Genomic DNA, 14,390 nt, shown 5'->3' on the forward strand with positions numbered 1-14,390 from the left:
GGGGCGGAGCGCCCCACACCGCCCGATTCCGTTCAGCGCCCGACCGGGAGTCCCAGCTCGAACCACACCGTCTTGCCGGTGGGCGTACGGCGGCTGCCCCAGCGGTCCGCCAGTAGGCTGACCAGCTGCAGTCCGCGCCCGCCCTCGTCGGTGTCCCTGGCGCGGCGCTGTCGCGGCTGGGCGTAGCCGTTGTCCCACACCTCGCAGACCAGCACCGTGTCCCGGAGCAGTCGCAGCCGGATGTCACCGCGGCCGTGCCGCAGGGCGTTCGTCGCCAGCTCGCTGACGAGCAGTTCGGTGGTGTCGATCAGGTCGTCGAGACCCCGTGACAGCAGCCAGGCGCACGCGAGTTCGCGGGCACGGGCCACCGACGTCGGCTCCGAGGGGAGCGTCCAGTCGCCGACCGAGTCCTCCGGCAGCGCGTGCACCCGCGCCATCAGCAGCGCGATGTCGTCCTCGCCGTGATGCGGGTCGAGTGCGGTGAGCAGGTGGTCGCAGAGGTTCTCCAGCGGGCGCGAGGGCCCGGAGAGGGTGGCCCTGAGGGCGGAGAGGCCCTCCTCCAACTGGTGCTTGCGGGACTCGACCAGGCCGTCGGTGTAGAGGCCGAGCAGGGCGCCGTCCGGGATCTCGACGGTGACCTCCTCGAAGGGCTCGCCGCCGACGCCCAGCGGCAGGCCGGGCGGGACGTCCAGCATCAGCGCCTCTTCGCCCGGGTTGACCAGGACCGGCGGGAGGTGGCCCGCGTTGGCGAAGGTGCAGCGGCGGGTGACCGCGTCGTAGACGGCGTAGACGCAGGTGGCCAGGTAGAGCTCGACCCGGTCGGAGTCGTCGGGCTCCGGGTCGTTGCCGTCGCCCAGCCCACGCGCGATCTCGTCGAGAGCCGTCAACACCTCGGCGGGGTCGAGGTCGAGCATGGCCAGAGTGCGGACGGCGGTGCGGAGTTGGCCCATGGCGACGGCGGCGCGCAGGCCGCGTCCCATGACGTCGCCGATGACCAGGGCGGTGCGGTTGCCGGGTAGCTGGATCACGTCGAACCAGTCGCCACCGACTTCGGTGCCGCTGCTGCCGGGGCGGTAGCGGCAGGCGATCTCCAGGCCCGATGCGGCCGGGCTGCCGGGAGGCAGCAGGCTGCGCTGGAGGATCAACGCCCGCTCGTGCTCCCGGCGGTAGAGCCGGGCGTTGTCGATGCAGACGGCGGCGCGCGCGACCAGCTCGGTGGCGATGGCCACGTCCCGGGCGTCGAAGGGCTCGCTGCCCTTGGCGCGGGAGAGCTGGACCAGCCCGAGGACCGTGTCCCGGGCGACCATGGGCACGATCACCGTGCTCTGGATCATCGGGTCGGGGTCGGGGTTGGCCGGACCGTTCAGGGTGACGCTGCGTCCGGTGCGCAGGGCCTTCGCGTACGGGGAGCGGGGCGGGTAGCAGAAGGTGCCGCCGATCTCGGCGCGGGGGCCCTGGTGTTCCGGCAGCGGGTGCACCACGGCGATGTGGGAGACGGTGCTCGCGGAGGCGACGCGGCGCAACTCGCCTGCCCCGTCCGCCCGGCCGAGCTGAAGTCCGAGCCCCGGGTCGGTGTCCGCGGCCAGGACGCCCTGGTACAGGTCGACGGCGGCGACGTCGCAGAAGCCAGGGACGGTGACGTCGAGGAGCTCCCTGGCGGTGGTCTCCAGGTCCAGGGTGGAGCCGATGTGCGCCCCGGCCTCGTTGAGCAGGGCGAGGCTGCGGCGGGCGCTTGCCGCCTCGCGTTCCGCGCGCTGACGGCCCGTTACATCGACCACCTGCCCCGCCACTCCCATCGGGCGGTTGTTCGCGCTGAGCAGGCGGTAGAGCGAGATGGACCAGCGGCGGCGGCCGGGCCTGGACGGGACGCTGCCGTTGAAGCGCAGGTCGACGACGGGTTCGCCGGTCTCCATGACCGAGTGCAGGGCCTGGTGCAGCCGGTCCGCCTCGGGACGCGGCAGCAGGTCCTGGATGGTCAGGCCGGTCAGGTCGGCGGGGACCGCGCCGAGGCCGTCGGCGAAGCTCTCGTTGACCCGCTGGACGGTGAAGTCCTGGTCGAACAGCACGAAGCCGGTGGGGGCCTGGCCGAAGACCGCCTCGGAGGCGGCCAGGTCGGTCTCGATCCGGCGGAGCTTGCGCAGGTCCACGGCCATGCAGACGACGCCGCTGCGGCCGTCCTCGCCCCTGGCGGGCATCAGGTAGAGCTCGGCGACGCTCTCCTGGCCGTCGCTGTCGCGGTAGGGGGCGGTGCCGACCCATTCCTGGCCGGCCAGGATTTCGGCCATGCGCTCCCGCCCGCGCCGCCACAGCTCGCGGGGGGCGAAGGTGGTCACCGGGTCGTAGCCGACGGCCTCCTCGGCCGGGATGCCGAAGAACTCGGCGGCGCGGTCACTCCACTGGCTGATCAGGCCGTCGGGGCCGATGGAGAAGGCGGCGACCCGTATGTAGTCGTAGATGGAGCCCGGCTCGCCGTGGCCCCAGTGCTCCACCGACTCGGGGTCGTGGACCGCTTCGCGGACGGCGGTGTGGACGGCTTCGCGGACCGCCTCGTGTGCGGGCAGTCTGACCTCGCCTGCTGGGTGGGGAAAGGTGGACTCGCCGGCCGGCTCGGGGCGCGGCGGCTGCTCCCGGTCATGCCGGGAGGGCCCTGGGCCCGCCCCGCTGCCCAGAGACGCCCCGCGTGTCGGCATCTCGCTCAACTGCCCGACTCCTCCAGCCATCGGCACCTGGATGTCGCTTGTCCGAGTATTCATCATGCCGGTGCGGCGGCACACGTCCCAGGAGTACACAACATCAAATCGAGGTAAGGAATTGCCATATCCGTCTCACCGGAACCCCTGGCCGTGCTTCTGCGCCGCCTCCTCCCCCCCGTGGTCACGCACGCGTCGGAAACGGAACCCTACGCCTCGGGCGGGGTGAACGGGAGGGTCGGCGGGCGATCCACCGGCCTACCGGCGGTAGGTTCGTCCGGAGGTTCGTCAGCAGGCCGGTCGGGAGGCTCACCGGGGAGCGCCTGTTTGAACCAGACGACCTTGCCGGCCCCGTCGGCCCGGGTGCCCCAGCTGTCCGCCAGCCTGTGCACGAGTTGCAGCCCCCGGCCGCCCTCGTCGGTCCCCGCCGAGGTCCGCTCCAGCGGCGGGTCCGGCAACGGATCGGACACCTCCACCAGCAGGCTCGGTCCCTTGGTCAGCCGCAGCCCGATCGGCGCCGACGCATAGCGGACGGAGTTCGTGACCAGCTCGCTGACCAGCAGTTCTGCCGTGTCGAGCAGAGACAGCAGGTCCCACTCGGTGAGCGTGGCCCGCACCAGCCGCCGGGCCCGGGAGGCTGCGGTGGGTTCGGCAGCCAGCGTCCAGGCCAGGGTCGGCGCGGAATCCGCCCGGGAGTCGGCCGGACCCGTGCTGCCGAGGCGCGCCAGCAGCAGTGCCACGTCGTCGGGCTCCTGGCCGCGCTCCAGGGTGCCGATCACCCGCTCGCACGCCTCCTCCACTGAGGCGTACGGCTGTTCGAGCACGGCGGACAGGCGCCGGGTTCCCACGTCGATGTCCTCCGTGCGCGACTCGACCAGGCCGTCGGTGTAGAGGACCAGCAGGGTGCCCTCGGACACGGTCAGCTCCACCGACTCGAACGCCACCCCGCCCACCCCGAGCGGCGCACCGGAGGGCAGGTCCAGGATCCGCGCAGGCTCGCCCGGGACGATCAGCAGCGGCGGGGTGTGCCCGGCCTTGGCCAGCACGAGCCGGCGCGTCCTGGGGTCGTACACGGCGTAGACACAGGTCGCGATGAGCGCCTCGTCCGGGCCCTGCGCCAGGTCGTCGGCCAGGTCGTGGACGTGCTGCAGCAGGACGGCAGGGGGCAGGTCGAGCCCGGCCAGGGTGCGCACGGCGGTGCGCAGCCGGCCCATGGTCGCCGCGGCGCGCAGGCCGTGGCCCATCACATCGCCGACCACGAGCGCCACCCGGTCCTCCGGCAACGGGATCACGTCGAACCAGTCGCCGCCGACCTCCGTGCCGCTGCTGCCCGGAACGTAGCGGTAGCCGATCTCGACGCCCGCCAGCTTCGGCACGCTCTGCGGCAGCAGGCTGCGCTGCAGCATCAGCGCCGCGGCGCGCTCGCGGGCGTACAGGCGCGCGTTGTCGACGGACGCCCCGGCCCGGTCCGCGAGCTCCCCCGCGAAGGCCAGATCGTCCCGGTCGAAGCCCTCCCGCCGCCCGGCCCGGCTCAGCACCATCAGGCCGAGCACGATGCCCCGCGCCCGCAGCGGCACCACCAGCATGGAGTGCACGCCCAGCTCGTAGGCGGCCCGGAGCCGGGGATCGCCGGGGGCGGTGGTCTCCTCCAGCACGTCGGGGGACTCCACCTGCTCCGCGAAGCCGCTGCGCAGCACCCGGGCGAACAGCGAGCCCTCGTTCATGGTGATCGGCGCGCCGGGGGTGAGCAGGGCGTCGGCGGCAGGCCCCGGATGGGCCGCTGCGGTGCCGGTCATGACGAGCGGAGTCAGCCGGGTGTGCGGGTGGCGCGGCAGGTCGTCGCCGTCCGCGACGGCCTGCAGCAGCACCACCCCGGCGAAGTCGGCGAGCGCGGGCACCAGCGCGACGGCGAGCTCCTGGGCGATCCGACCGGCGTCCAGGAGGTCCCCGATGCGGGTGCCGAGCTCGTTGAGCAGGGCGAGGCGCTGCCGGGCGTTTTCGACCTTGGCGACGGCCCGGTAGCGGTCCGTCACGTCCATGATCATGCCGGTGACGCCGAGGATCCGTCCGGCGCGGTCGTGCAGTCGGGAGTAGGAGATGGAGCGGAACCCCGGCTTGCGCGGATTGGGTCCGGTCACGGTCAGGTCGACGACCGGTTCTCCCGAGGCGAGCACCTGCCGCTGGATCGTGCTGACCTCGTCGGCGGCCTGCTCGGGCAGGGTCTCGCCGACCGTTAGGCCGAGGTGGTCTGCCACGGCGAGGCCGTTCATCCGGGCGAGCGTCTCGTTGAGCCGGACGTAGCGCAGCTGGCGGTCAAAGACGGCGATGCCCAGCGGTGACTGCTCGAACAGGGCGTCCTGGACGGCGAGGTCGTGTTCGACCGCGCTGAGCTTGTTGGCGTCGGCGAGCCGCAGCAGCAGGTAGGGCACGCCGTCGCCGTCGACCAGCAGCGACACCCGCGCGTCGAGCACGATCCTGGCGTCCTCGCGGTCGCGCATCACGACGGGGCCGCGCCAGCCGCCCTCGCGGAGGACCAGGGCGATCACCTCCTGCCCGCGCTTGAGCAGTTCGGGGTCGTCGCCGACGAGGGCTTCCAGGCCGCGGCCGACCAGGGTCTCACTGGGCCAGCCGAGCAGTTCCTCGGCGGCAGGGCTCCACAGCACGACCCGTCCCGAGGTGTCCAGCATGGCGATGGCGACCCGGACCACGTCCAGGAGACTGCCAGGGAGCGAATCCCCCTGGGCGAAGTCGTCCGGCTCGCCGGTGGGGAAGGGTTCCGGCCTACGGCCGCGCAGCAAGGTGCCGGGTACGACCGGAGCCTCGGCGGGGTTCTCGGCGGGGTCCTCGACCGGGTTCTCGATGGAGCGGGGTGGGGCGGGGTCCGCGGTCCGGCGGGAGACAGCACGGCGGCGCAGGCGTGCGCGGGCGGCTGCGATGCTCGGCCTGCGGCGTGGCTGCGTCACGTACTCCCCGTCCGGGTCGGGTCGCGGGTCGCCGCTCGGAGGCGACCAAATACTGACATACCCCCTTAAACATTGGGCTACCCCGCCGTGCGGGTCAAGTTGCGCAGAGCAGAAGAGCTAGGAGAGCAGAAGAGCTACCCGTGGCAGCGCGAAGCGGTCCTGGTCGAGCCAGTCGACGGTGTGCAGCTCCGCGGCGGCCAGCCAGCGCAGTTCCGAGTGGTCCTGCAGCGGCGCGGGCGTGCCGGAGACCAGCTCGGCCGTCCAGATGTGGAGTTCGAGATCCGCGCGCACCGGCCAGGCCCCGGGCACCCGTTCCAGCGCCCGCGCCTCGACGCCCAGTTCCTCGCGCAACTCCCGTACCAGCGCCTCGGGCGGGGTCTCCCCGGGCTCGGCCTTGCCGCCGGGGAACTCCCAGCGGCCCGCCACCTCTGCGGGGGCGCTGCGCCGCGCGGCCAGCACCCGCCCGTGGTGCAGCAGGGCCCCACCGACCACGATCCGCTTCTCGCCACTCACCGTCACAGCAGCCGAGCCTATGCCGAGACGGCCCGCGGGCCGGGCCGGGCCCGCCTCCGTGGGGGTTTGAGGCGGGCCCGGCTCGCCCCACGCTAGGCAGCGCATGTGAAGGGCGGTGTACGTGCCGCGTTTCGTTCGGATGACCGCGCTGCGGGATTGCGCTGCCGGATTGCGCTGAGGGACTCAGCTGAGGGATTGAGCTGTGCGCGGACAACTGGACGACGCCGGTGCGGATCTGCGGGAATGGAGCCATCGAGGACCGCTCGCGGACAGGAGCCAGCAATGCCCCTACCCAGGCCCGTGCCCATGCCCGGACCCGACCAGGTCGACCTGCGGCCGCCGGACCACGCCGAGACAGTAGTGATCATGCGCGGCTGGAAGGGCGCGCTGTCAGGTTCCACCGGCCTGACCGAGCTTCAGAAGCTGCTGATGCGCGCGATCTCCCGGTCGATGACCGGCTTCGAGGTCGACCCCGACGGGATCGAGCCGCTCGGCGCCGAGGGATTGGCCCGAGCCCTGGCGCGGCGCAACGAGATCTTCCGGACCAGGATCCTGCAGCTGATCCTGCTCGGCGAGCTGGTCCTCGCGCCGCCGCCGGCGGACGTGTACGAGGCCGTGGGCGAGTACGCGGCCGCGCTGGGCGTGGACGACGACATGCGCGAGGTGGCCAAGCACTACGCCGAGGGCTCGCTGGGACTGGCCCTCACCGACTTCGAGCGCAACGGCTACACCGCGGACTGGGACAGCGCCCGCTCCGCGCAGCTGCACGCCAAGGTGGCGCTCACCGAGCCGTGGCAGCAGGTGGTGGACGACCCCGCGCTGGCCGCCCGCTGGGCCGATCTGGCCCACTGCCCGGAGGGCTCGCTCGGGCTGGGCGTCCATCGCTTCTACCGGGCCCGGGGGTTTGTCCACCCCGGGTTGCCGGGCAGCGCGCCGCCGTATCTCGCCCAGCACGACTGGGTCCATGTGCTGGCCGACTACGGCACGACACTGGAGTCGGAACTCGAGGTCTTCGGCCTGATCGGGCGGGGCATCCCCGATCCGCGCGGCTTCTCGCTGCTGGCCATGGTGCTCGGGCTGTTCGAGACCGGGCAACTGCAGCGCGCTGCGGGCCTGTTCGAAGCCGACGCCGGGCACCTGTCCGGGGAGGGCGTGGCGCTGCGGCTCGGCGATGCGATGCGCCGTGGCGCGAGGGCGGGCGTCGACCTCCTCGGCGTCGACTGGTTCAGCCTGGCGGAGCTGCCCGTCACCCAGGCGCGACGCGACCTGGGCCTCCCCGACAAGGACCAACTGGCGGTCAGCGCGGGCTCGGTGGGCCCGTGGAGCCAGGGCGGCATCTCGCCGTTCCAGCGGGGCTCCGGCATGAAACTCGCCGCGGCCGAGGGCCGGCCCTACCAGTCCTACGGCGCGGAGCTGTAACCACCGCCCGCGAACAGTCGTCAGGGCCCTGCCGGTTCCCCGGCAGAGCACTGACGACAGCTCACCCGTCGCACCTCCGGCCCGAGCGGCCCTCCGGCCCATTCCCCTGCATCCCTCCGTGGGCGTACTCGGAGCGGACCCTGAGCTTCGTTCCTGCGGCCGGGCTTCATCCCGGACATCGAGGCGGAACATTCGTGGCGCTCATCGGGCGCGCACCCTTTTCAGTGATCTTCTAGATTTGCTCACCAGGGGATGTCGAAAGGCGCCGGACGGCTCCGACTCCCTGTCGAGCCGCCCCGGGGCGGAACCCGACGCAAGGAGCAAGGACATGAAGTACCTCCTGATCATGCAGGTCAACCCGGAGATTCTGGACGCCCTCTCGGAGGACGAGCGGAAGCTCGTCATGGACGGCCACGGCGAGTTCATGAAGACCGTCCAGGACTCGGGGGAATTCATCCTCACCCAGGCGCTCGCCGACCCGGCGAACTCGACCGTCGTCACCGGCACCGGCGGCACGCCCGCCGTCACCGACGGGCCGTTCATCGAGGCCAAGGAACACATGGGCGGTTTCTACCTGATCGACTGCGAGAACAAGGAGCGCGCGATCGAGATCGCCAAGCTCATCCCGGACACCCGGGTCAAGGGCCTGTCGATCGAGATCCGCCCGGTGATGTTCTCCTACGGCGCCGATCTGTGAGCGGTCGTCCGTGAGCGGTGAGATCAGCGGTGAGATCGAGGACCTGCTGCGCGCCCTGGCGCCGCAGGTCCTCGGCACGCTCGTCCGCAGCCACGGGCAGTTCGAAGCCTGCGAGGACGCGGTTCAGGAGGCGCTGCTCGCAGCGTCGGTCCAGTGGCCGGAGCAGGGCGTGCCGAGCAGGCCCGCAGGCTGGCTGGTCACGGTTGCCGGCCGCAGGCTGACCGACCACTGGCGCAGCGAGGCAGCCCGCCGGGAGCGCGAACTGACCGTCAGCATGGAGCCGCTGCCGGACGACGACCCGTCCCGGCACCTCGACGACACGCTGCGCCTGCTGTTCCTGTGCTGCCACCCGAAGCTGTCGGCGCCCTCGCAGGTGGCGCTGACGCTCCGGGCGGTCGGCGGCCTCACCACCCACCAGATCGCGCACGCGTTCCTGGTGCCGGAGGCCACCATGGCGCAGCGGATCAGCCGGGCGAAGCAGACGATCAAGGGCACGGGCTTCCCGGACGGCCCCGAGCGGCTCCCGGCGGTGCTACAGGTGCTGTATCTGATCTTCAACGAGGGCTACACCGCCACCTCCGGGCCCGAGCTGCAACGGGTCGAACTGGCCGCGGAGGCGATCCGCCTCGCCCGCGAGGTGCACCGGCTGCTGCCGGACGACGGCGAGGTCGCCGGTCTGCTCGCGCTGATGCTGCTCACCGATGCCCGGCGGGCGACACGCAGCGCTGACGGCGTGCTGGTGCCGCTCGCCGAGCAGGACCGCAGCCTCTGGGACCGCGCCCGGATCGAGGAGGGCGTCGCGCTGGTCTCCGGCACTCTGCCCAAGGCGCCGGCCGGGCCGTACCTGTTGCAGGCCACCATCGCCGCGATCCACGACGAGGCGCCGTCCACCGAGGAGACGGACTGGGCCGAGGTACTGGTCCTCTACAAGATCCTGGATCGGACCGCGCCGAACCCGATGGTCACCCTGAACCGCGCGATCGCGACCGCGATGGTGCACGGCCCGGTCGAGGGGCTGGCCCTGCTCGCCACGCTCGACGGCGACAAGCGGGTCGCCGGCCACTACCGGCTGGACGCGGTGCGCGGGCACCTGCTCGACCTGGCCGGTGAGCACGAGCAGGCCCGCGAGCACTACCGGCGCGCCGCGAGGCTCACGTTGAGCCTGCCGGAGCGGGAGTACCTGCTGCGCAGGGCCTCGCGATGACCATCGGGCCGCGGCCCCGCCGCATCCTCGAAGGCGGGGCCGTTCGGGTTCAGGGGAAGGGCCGCCATGCCCTCTGCCTGGCCCTGACCGTCCTCGCCACAGCAGCAACAGCACGGCAAGCGAGGTGAGCCTGGCCGCAGCCGTTGCGGTCCAGGCCACCTCGCGCTGGGGGACGTCAGCGGGCGAGCACTCAGGCTCGCTGCCGCGATTGGACCTGGCGGTTGATGACCCGGTCCAGAACCCTGACAGAGGGGCCATCAGGGGATCCTGGAGCCTGCCGGGTATCAGTACGTCAGAAGTGGGCTCCGAACCCGTGACCGCAGGACTGGCAGGTCTGCACGCCGTTGCCGCGGTATCCCTGGCACCCGCAGAGATTCCAGTTGCGGCAGATGCCGTAGCCGTACGTAGGTGCGAGCGGCGGGGCACCAATGGGAGTGGAGCCGTCCTTCGGCGAGGTTGGACCGAACCGGGTGAAGAGCGGGATCACCGCGGGCATGGATATGGGCAAGGCTGTCACCTTTGTGTGGGGGGACCGGCGAGCCGCAGGCCAGACCGGCGGACACGTGCGTGTCGCGGAGGTCTCGATTCACCTTTCCAAGGCCGCGTCGGTCTGTCGATTCCCTGTTCTGGCGTACCGTGTGCGATCGGTCTTGAAGGCGCACGTGGGGGGCGCGACGGCGCACATCCAGCCGGGCCCGTGCAACGCGACAGCGCCATGGCCGCCGGGACCCTCCACCGCTGCCCGGAATAGTCAACAGGCCGTGCGGTCCGTTCCACAGGGCCGACGGATTCTGAGTGCGGAGCCGTTCAGGCCTGGAAAGGACTATGTCCGGTTCCTACGGTGAAGCCAGACGGTGAAGTCGCGGAGCTCCGTCGGTTCCATGGCCCTGGTACCGGTGCGATCGTGGAAGACCAAGGGCGCGCCATGCCCGCTCCGCACGGCCGCCAAGGGAGCGGTGGGCCGCCGTGCCCGGACTCGGACGTAGGTGTAGTCCCGAGGCACCCGCAGCCCGGGGCTCGGCTCGGGAAAATCCCATACGGTTGAGAGGTTGCCCGGCGACTTCTCAACCTCCTCGTCCTCGATGGGCCGATGCTCGCGAACGAGGCGATCGCGCTGCCCTTGGGCTTCAACACAGATACCAGCCAGCCGAACTCGGCGATCACGGGCATAGTCCTCAACACCACTGTGCCCAGACCAAGGGAGGCGGCTACCTTTCGGCCACCCCGTACAACGATGAGGGCACGATCAGCACTCCGGCGACGTCGCTATGGCGGGCACTAGACGTCGCAGCGGAATGCCCCGTGCAGCGCAGTCACCTGCGGAAACGTCGGATTCGGCCGAAATATCCAGCACCGTCGACGGCCGCAGCGCCGACTTCAGTCGCTGTAGTGGTAGCGAGCCTTGAGGATCTTCACTTCCTTGTCGTCAGCCCGATATACGAGCCGGTGTTCATCGTCGATTCGGCGCGACCAGTAGCCGGACAAATCCCCCTTGAGCGGTTCAGGCTTGCCCGCGCCCGTGAACGGATCCCGCTGGATCTCCCCGATCAGGCGCGTGACCCTCTTGGCCTTCTTCCTGTCCGCGCCGAGCCAGAAGAGGAAGTCCTCCCACGCACCCGGGTCGAAATGGACACTGCTCACACGTCACCGGCCAGGGCTTCCAACTCAGCCATCGTCTTGGCGACGACTGTGTACCCCGCCTTGTCGCGGGCGACGGCCTCCATGAGGCGCCGGGCATTGGCCGGCGAACGCAGGAGATAGATCGTCTCCTGCCACGAATCGAAATCCTCGGCAGACATGAGTACGACGTCGCCCGCCTTGGATGCAATCCGCACCGGCGCATGGTCGTCATTGACCTGCTGTATGAGGGGGAACAGCCGAGAACGGGCCTCGCTGGCACTGATTGTCATGCCCGCCACCTCCTATGTTGCACTTCCCCACTGGCACCTCTCTACGGTACCACTCCCGTACCCAAATGTCGTACCACCAGTCAGCCTTGGATTGCGCCCTGCAACATGCCCGCTCCCCCGCATGCCATGGGACTCAAGCACACGAACCACAACCAGCGCTGAGCAGCTGTGGCCTGTGGACTTCAGTGGCGCCGGGCTGCTGGCCAGTCGGTTCGGGGTGTCTGCGCCCATCTTCCGTGATCTTGTCCACGGTGCATGCCGTCACTCGCCGTCTCCTGTCGCAGCCCGCCACAGGCCCATGGCAAGAAGTCCGTGGCCGCTAGCACCACCAGTGGTGCGTTCGGGGTGGGCTGCGGTGATGTCCGGATCCTCTACGGGGCCCGCGAAACTTACTGGCCGCCTACACCTGATGCGCCGGTTCGGCATCAGCGACGCACCGCCATGCGCTTCCTGTGGACCTGCTGCATCGTCAAGCCGACTGCGGCGAAGGCGTCCTTCAGGCTTGAGGTGGTGACGCAGGGGTGGTGGGTGCGCATCGCGGTCTGCCCTTTCATCAGCAGGTGGGGGTTGCTGGTTCCAGGCCAGTGGCGGTGGCGCTCGGTGGGCCAGTCGGAAGGCGCATGGTGTTCGAGGTGCTCATGCGCGGAGTACCACACCGGGCCGTCGCTCGCTCAGTCCTCGTCGTCGTTCCCGCGCAGACGCAGCGCCCAGCCAGTGATCTCGTCGGAGAGCTTACCTGTCGCCGCTCTGGCCCGGTCGAAGGTCTCGTTGCCGATGCGCTGGGCGGCATCGACCTGCGCCGCTCCGATCTCGAGCGCCTTGTCCTTCGCCTCCGTGGCCGCGTCCATCCATCGCCTGGCTTCCAAGGACTGCCGACCACTCTCGATCCCGAGCCGCCCGTGGAAGTCGACGACGGAGGCCTCGACGTGGTTGCGCGCATGCACGACCTCGTGGGACGCCGTCGGGTGGAACAACACCTTCTCGTTGGCCACGCCGGCGGCCCCGTGCATGCGGGCCAGGAGGCCCTCGGTGCTCCTGGATATGAGTTCCAGCCGGTTCTGTCGGGCCGTCCGAAGGCCGAGCCGATGCCGGTCCAGTTCGTCCGGAGCCGCGTCCAGTACCCGATCGAGTTCGATCACGGCTACGGCGTCCTGGAGTTGGAAGCAACGGGCCAGGACTGCGAGCCACTCCCGGGCCTTGGCCTGGGCCTCCTTAGACGCCGTGGCGAGATCGCCGATCGTGGACTTGCTCTCGACCTTCTCGGCGAGTGCGTCGAGCCGCCGTAGGGCGTATCCCTGGGTGGCCGCGATGGTGATCGGTGCGGTCTGCACCTTCGACCACGTCACCTCGGAGACCCGGCCCACTTCCGCACGGATGGTCATGGCCTCCTCGATCACGAGGTCCACTCCGATCATCGCCGCCAGCGCGAGGTCGTTCTGGGCGCGGATCACGTCGCCGATCTTCTCGTCGATCACGGCGAGATAGTCGGTGATCTCGTCCATTGCCTGCCGCATCGCCAGCTGCGCCATGATCCCCGCGGCGCCGGCCAGGAGCGCAGGGTTGGTCAGGAACGATCTGGGATTACGCGCGAACTGGACGAACCCTCTGATCTGGCCGTGCTTTCCCTTGACCACACCCGTACTGAGACCGGTCTGGGAGCTCTGCCTCAGGCCGTACTGGTCGACGAGCTGCGCGGACTCCTTGGTCAGCTTCACCCAGCGACCGGAGTTGGCGGCGATCTCGGAGCCTGTCTGCGCGACTCCGGCAGCCTTGCCGAGGGCGGGGCCGAGCCGGTGCAGTTCGAGGTCCTTCGACGGCAGCCCTTCGGAGACGAGGAAGCGTTCGACGGCCGTGGAGTTCCCGAAGACAGCCAGGCCGTCGCCGTCGTAGATCATCTCGAGGTCGCCGTCCATGGTCGGCTGCTCCTTCAGTGGCTGTCCGATGCGGGGCGGTGCGGGACGCGCACGTCGCGCCCCGGCTCCTTCACGATGGCGCGGAGACGCCGGGGCGCGGTAGCCGGGCTGCTTCCTATGCCTGGCCAGACCATCCGAGAGAGTGCGCACCCCGGTTGATCAGCTTGTCGGTCTCCGGGTCAATGAGCGGGACCTGGCGTGGGCCGCCCGATGCGCAGTAATGGGCATCGTCATCACCTCTCCTCGGTCATGGCACCCAAAAACCTCAGGCCATGCAGGCCGATCATGCCATCCCAACGGAGCGAAGGATCCGCAACCCAGGATCCGCCCCGGCGTGGATGGATGCACAGAGCGCCCCGCCGGGGATGCGAACCTACGCAGAAACCAGAGCGTCTTTCGCACCCCCGATCCGGCGCGCCTCGCGGCCCTGATCGGCAGTCAGATCGGGTCTCGGTGGCGGCTTCAAGATCGCCGATATCCAGCACATATCCAGCACCGTAGTGATGAAGAGGAGTGATGACGTGGGACGAAACCGCTGACGGGGCGTCATTTTATCCAGCACATATCCAGCACGGGTGGTGAAACGGGGCAGGTTGGCATATGCGCAAACTACCTCTCACCTGCAGATTTGGTGAATTGTCACCACCCGTGCCATGGCGGGCACTAGACGTTGAAGCGGAATGCCCCGTGCAGCGCAGTCACCTGCGGAAACGTCGGATTCGGCCGAAATATCCAGCACGGATCCAGCACCGTCGACGGCCGCAGCGCCGACTTCAGTCGCTGTAGTGGTAGCGAGCCTTGAGGATCTTCACTTCCTTGTCGTCAGTCCGATAGACGAGCCGGTGTTCATCGTCGATTCGGCGCGACCAGTAGCCGGACAGATCCCCCTTGAGCGGTTCAGGCTTACCCGCGCCCGTGAACGGATCCCGCCGGATCTCCCCGATCAGGCGCGTGACCCTCTTGGCCTTCTTCCTGTCCGCGCCGAGCCAGAAGAGGAAGTCCTCCCACCCACCCGGTCCCGGCAACCAGCCCTACGGACACGAAGCGTCATCACCTACCGAGCCTCCAGATACCTCCCCGC

10 protein-coding genes are annotated in these 14,390 nt (G+C 70.2%); 3 read left to right on the forward strand and 7 right to left on the reverse strand.

Annotated features, from left to right (window positions below; translation table 11 throughout):
* Window positions 1-32: 32 nt before the first annotated feature.
* The 3 genes from ABIA33_RS06545 to ABIA33_RS06555 form a co-directional block, all read right to left on the reverse strand.
* Complete coding sequence (locus ABIA33_RS06545; protein WP_370078062.1) at window positions 33-2,699, reverse strand: SpoIIE family protein phosphatase; 2,667 nt, start codon at window positions 2,697-2,699, stop codon at window positions 33-35.
* Between the two features lie 200 nt (window positions 2,700-2,899).
* Window positions 2,900-5,653: a SpoIIE family protein phosphatase gene (locus tag ABIA33_RS06550; RefSeq protein ID WP_370078064.1), complete on the reverse strand. Its 2,754-nt coding sequence runs from the start codon at window positions 5,651-5,653 to the stop codon at window positions 2,900-2,902.
* Window positions 5,654-5,770: 117 nt separating this feature from the next.
* Window positions 5,771-6,172, reverse strand: a complete 402-nt coding sequence (locus tag ABIA33_RS06555) for a (deoxy)nucleoside triphosphate pyrophosphohydrolase (RefSeq protein ID WP_370078066.1) — start codon at window positions 6,170-6,172, stop codon at window positions 5,771-5,773.
* 276 nt (window positions 6,173-6,448) lie between these two features.
* On the opposite strand from ABIA33_RS06555, the gene ABIA33_RS06560 reads away from it, so the two are divergent.
* From ABIA33_RS06560 to ABIA33_RS06570, 3 genes are all read left to right on the forward strand, one after another.
* A complete protein-coding gene (locus ABIA33_RS06560; RefSeq protein WP_370078068.1) occupies window positions 6,449-7,585 on the forward strand; it encodes a hypothetical protein in 1,137 nt (378 codons plus the stop codon).
* A gap of 328 nt (window positions 7,586-7,913) precedes the next feature.
* On the forward strand, window positions 7,914-8,282 hold the full coding sequence (locus tag ABIA33_RS06565) for a YciI family protein (protein ID WP_370078070.1): 369 nt from the start codon (window positions 7,914-7,916) through the stop codon (window positions 8,280-8,282).
* 10 nt (window positions 8,283-8,292) lie between these two features.
* Window positions 8,293-9,486, forward strand: coding sequence for an RNA polymerase sigma factor (locus tag ABIA33_RS06570; protein ID WP_370078072.1), 1,194 nt, complete (start codon window positions 8,293-8,295; stop codon window positions 9,484-9,486).
* Window positions 9,487-10,863: 1,377 nt separating this feature from the next.
* On the opposite strand, the gene ABIA33_RS06575 is transcribed toward ABIA33_RS06570, so the two are convergent.
* The 4 genes from ABIA33_RS06575 to ABIA33_RS06590 all read right to left on the reverse strand — a co-directional run bounded on the left by ABIA33_RS06575 (window position 10,864) and on the right by ABIA33_RS06590 (window position 14,334).
* Complete coding sequence (locus ABIA33_RS06575) at window positions 10,864-11,127, reverse strand: Txe/YoeB family addiction module toxin (RefSeq protein ID WP_370078074.1); 264 nt, start codon at window positions 11,125-11,127, stop codon at window positions 10,864-10,866.
* On the reverse strand, window positions 11,124-11,396 hold the full coding sequence (locus ABIA33_RS06580; protein WP_370078076.1) for a type II toxin-antitoxin system Phd/YefM family antitoxin: 273 nt from the start codon (window positions 11,394-11,396) through the stop codon (window positions 11,124-11,126). The genes ABIA33_RS06575 and ABIA33_RS06580 overlap by 4 nt, the downstream gene beginning before the upstream one ends.
* A 671-nt stretch (window positions 11,397-12,067) precedes the next feature.
* Window positions 12,068-13,309, reverse strand: coding sequence for a hypothetical protein (locus ABIA33_RS06585; protein WP_370078078.1), 1,242 nt, complete (start codon window positions 13,307-13,309; stop codon window positions 12,068-12,070).
* A gap of 773 nt (window positions 13,310-14,082) precedes the next feature.
* Window positions 14,083-14,334 carry a Txe/YoeB family addiction module toxin gene (locus tag ABIA33_RS06590; protein WP_370078080.1) on the reverse strand — a complete coding sequence of 84 codons (252 nt, stop codon included), beginning with the start codon at window positions 14,332-14,334 and terminating at the stop codon, window positions 14,083-14,085.
* Between the last annotated feature and the right edge of the window lie 56 nt (window positions 14,335-14,390).

The organism is Streptacidiphilus sp. MAP12-16, assembly GCF_041262165.1.
Taxonomy (GTDB): Bacteria; Actinomycetota; Actinomycetes; order Streptomycetales; family Streptomycetaceae; genus Streptacidiphilus.